Here is a 3,488-nt window from a genome sequence, read left to right as displayed (position 1 = left end):
CACCCCGGGCGGCGCGGCCTCCGTGTGGGCCTGGCCGATGCAGCCGGGGCCCCAGGTGTGGGCGTGGGCGGTGGCGGCGGCGGCGTTCGCGGCTGGGGCGGCGCTCTACGCCGTACGCGGGGCTCGCCGCGAGCGCGGCTGACCCAGGGCGGCCCACCGGTACGAATCCGCTGGCCCCCGCCCGTCCCGGCGCGCGAGGATGGCGGGGACAGCGACCACGGCCACCGGAGATCAGCGCCATGCCCCACACGTTCGGCCCCGACGCCGACGCCCCCGTCACCCTGGACCGCCGCGAGGCACCGTACGGGGAGGTCGTCCTGCGGCGGCGCGGGGAGGACTTCGAGATCATCGCCAACGGGTGCTTCCTGATGGACACCTCCGACGGACGGTCCGAACGGCTGCTGATCGACGCCGCGCTGGCCGCGCTCCCGGCCGGCCGGTCCGCGCCCTCCGTGCTGATCGGGGGACTCGGTGTCGGGTTCTCGCTCGCCCGGGCCGCCGCCGAGCCCCGGTGGGGTCGGATCGCGGTCGCCGAGCGGGAGGGGGCGATCGTGGACTGGCACCGGCGGGGACCGCTGGACCGGATCTCGGGACCCGCGCTCGCCGATCCCCGCACGGAGATCCTGACGACCGACCTCGTCGCGTACCTGCGTACGACTACGGACCGTTACGACGCCCTGTGTCTGGACATCGACAACGGGCCGGACTGGACGGTCACCGAGGACAACAACGACCTGTACTCCCCCGCCGGTCTCGCCGACTGCCACGCGCGGCTCAACCCGGGCGGGGTGCTCGCCGTCTGGTCCGCACAACCGTCCGCCGCATTCGACCAGGCCCTACGGAATGCCGGGTTCCAGGGGGTACGGGCGGAAGAAGTGGGCGTTGCCCGAGGTGTGCCCGACGTGGTCCATCTCGCAATCCGGGCCGAGTGACGTCCCCCGCCGGGTACCGGGAGCCCCCGAACCCGCGGGGGCCAAGCCCCACAAGCGCGACACTCCGCCCCGCGCGGGGGGATCTCGCGGCGGTCCGGCCTTGCACCCTGCGTAGCCGGAAACCCTCCGCTGCCTCTACGCTGCTGACCGGTAGCGGGATCACCCAACGAAATTCAACGAGCGAAATCCGTACGTCCGGGGGAATGTCCTCCGTGAGAACGGGCAGGGGCGGGGCGATGGAACAGACACACACCACCCACAGCGGCGTCGCGGCCACCCCGGGCGCGCAGCGCCGTGTGCTGGTGGTCGAGGACGACGCCACGATCGTCGATGCCATCTCCGCCCGGCTGCGGGCGGAGGGCTTTCTCGTGCAGACCGCTCTCGACGGCCCTGCCGCCGTGGACGCGGCCGAGGCATGGCAGCCGGACCTGATGGTGCTCGACATCATGCTGCCCGGCTTCGACGGCCTGGAGGTCTGCCGCCGGGTGCAGGCCCAGCGGCCGGTGCCGGTGCTGATGCTGACCGCGCGGGACGACGAGACGGACATGCTCGTCGGGCTCGGGGTCGGCGCCGACGACTACATGACCAAGCCGTTCTCGATGCGTGAGCTGGCGGCCCGGGTGCATGTGCTGCTGCGCCGGGTGGAGCGGGCGGCGCTGGCCGCCGTGACGCCGCGCAGCGGCATACTCCGCCTCGGCGAGCTGGAGATCGACCACGCGCAGCGCCGGGTGCGGGTCCGCGCCGACGACGTGCACCTGACGCCGACCGAGTTCGACCTGCTGGTCTGCCTGGCGAACACCCCGCGCGCGGTGCTCTCCCGGGAGCAGCTGCTCGCGGAGGTCTGGGACTGGGCGGACGCCTCGGGCACCCGGACCGTCGACAGCCACATCAAGGCGCTGCGCCGGAAGATCGGCGCGGAGCGCATCCGTACCGTGCACGGCGTCGGCTACGCGCTGGAGACCCCCGCGCCATGACCTCGCCCGGACCGGGGCTGCGGCCGTTCTCGATCAAGGCCAAGCTGGGCACCCTGGTGGTGGTCTCGGTGTTCATCACCACCGGGCTGATCATGGTGGCCTTCCGTACGCGGACCGAGCTGCGGTTCATCACCGTGTTCTCGGTCATCGCGACCCTGCTGATCACCCAGTTCGTCGCGCACGGTCTGACCGCGCCGCTGGACGAGATGCGGGCGGTGGCCCGGTCGATCTCGCACGGCGACTACACGCGCCGGGTCAACGGCGCGGACCGGCGCGACGAGCTCGGCGACCTGGCGCAGACCATCAATCTGATGGCCGACGACCTGGCGGCCGTGGACCGGCACCGCAAGGAGCTGGTGGCGAACGTCTCACACGAGCTACGGACCCCCATCGCGGCGCTGAGAGCCGTCCTGGAGAACGTCGTGGACGGGGTGTCCTCGGCCGATCCGGAGACGATGCGCACCGCGCTGAAGCAGACGGAGCGCCTGGGCCGCCTCGTGGAGACGCTGCTCGACCTGTCCCGGCTGGACAACGGCGTCGTCACGCTGAAGGCCAACCGCTTCGAGGTGTGGCCGTACCTCTCGGGCGTGCTGAAGGAGGCGAACCTCGCCGCCGCCCACCGCCGGCTCTCCTCCGGGTCCGGCAACCACTCCCGTACGGACGTCCATCTGCACCTGGACGTGTCGCCGCCGGAGCTGACCGCGCACGCGGACGCGGAGCGGCTGCACCAGGTGGTGGCGAACCTCATCGACAACGCCGTCAAGCACAGCCCGCCGCACGGCCGGGTCACGGTGCTGGCCCGGCGCGGCCCGCAGCCGGAGTCCCTGCACCTGGAGGTGGTGGACGAGGGGCCGGGCATTCCGGAGTCCGAGCGGCACCGGGTCTTCGAGCGGTTCAACCGGGGCGAGGTGGCCTCGCCGCACGGCCCGGGCAGCGACGGCGGCACGGGACTCGGCCTGGCGATCGCCCGCTGGGCGGTGGATCTCCACGGCGGCCGGATCGGTGTGGCCGAATCCGTTCGCGGCTGCCGCATCCGCGTCACTCTTCCGGGGATTCCGCAACCGCGAGGTTGACGTAGGGTTCGAACCGGAAGGCCAGGTTCTGCGTGTTCCGCTCACGGGATACGGTCCAGGGGGGCCGCTGCGGCGGCCTCGCGTACCCGGACTGAAGCGGAACCATGCTTGTTTCCCGCCATTTCCAGCGCCGAAACCCGGCTTCCGATGTGACTTGCACGACGAAGACCTCCCCGGCCTGCAAGGAACGGCCACGGAGGCGTAGCCTTGATTCCCGCTGTCCATCACCTTGCGAAGCGGAAGAGGGCGGTCACCGCCGTGTCGTCTCAGTCCCCCAGTAACTCGAGCATCTCGACCGACCAGGCCGGCCCGGGCACCAACCCGGCCGCGGCATTCGGCGCCAATGAGTGGCTCGTCGACGAGATCTACCAGCAGTACCTCCAGGACCCCAATTCGGTCGATCGTGCCTGGTGGGACTTCTTCGCCGACTACAAGCCGGGCAAGACCGGCACGGCGGACAAGCCCGGCGCCGCAGCCGCGGGGGCTGCAGCGCCCGCGGCCCCGGCCGC

General features: G+C 72.0%; 4 protein-coding genes. All 4 read left to right on the top strand.

Going from position 1 to position 3,488, the window contains the following annotated elements; translation table 11 throughout:
• The first annotated feature begins 239 nt into the window (after positions 1 to 239).
• Entirely contained in the window at positions 240 to 932 is a 693-nt protein-coding gene (locus G3I41_RS28940) for a spermidine synthase (protein ID WP_164403344.1), read from the top strand.
• A gap of 236 nt (positions 933 to 1,168) precedes the next feature.
• Positions 1,169 to 1,906, top strand: coding sequence for a response regulator transcription factor (locus G3I41_RS28935; RefSeq protein ID WP_073963975.1), 738 nt, complete (start codon positions 1,169 to 1,171; stop codon positions 1,904 to 1,906).
• The gene (locus G3I41_RS28930; RefSeq protein WP_164403342.1) at positions 1,903 to 2,979 is read left to right on the top strand and encodes a HAMP domain-containing sensor histidine kinase; all 1,077 of its coding nucleotides are present in this window, start codon (positions 1,903 to 1,905) and stop codon (positions 2,977 to 2,979) included. The genes G3I41_RS28935 and G3I41_RS28930 overlap by 4 nt, the downstream gene beginning before the upstream one ends.
• Before the next feature lie 258 nt (positions 2,980 to 3,237).
• A partial coding sequence (locus G3I41_RS28925; RefSeq protein WP_164403345.1) for a hypothetical protein occupies positions 3,238 to 3,488 on the top strand: 251 nt, incomplete at its 3' end.

The sequence above is a fragment of the Streptomyces sp. SID9727 genome, assembly GCF_010550605.1.
In the GTDB taxonomy this organism is placed as follows: domain Bacteria; phylum Actinomycetota; class Actinomycetes; order Streptomycetales; family Streptomycetaceae; genus Streptomyces.
This window is presented reverse-complemented; position numbering and strand designations above follow the sequence as displayed.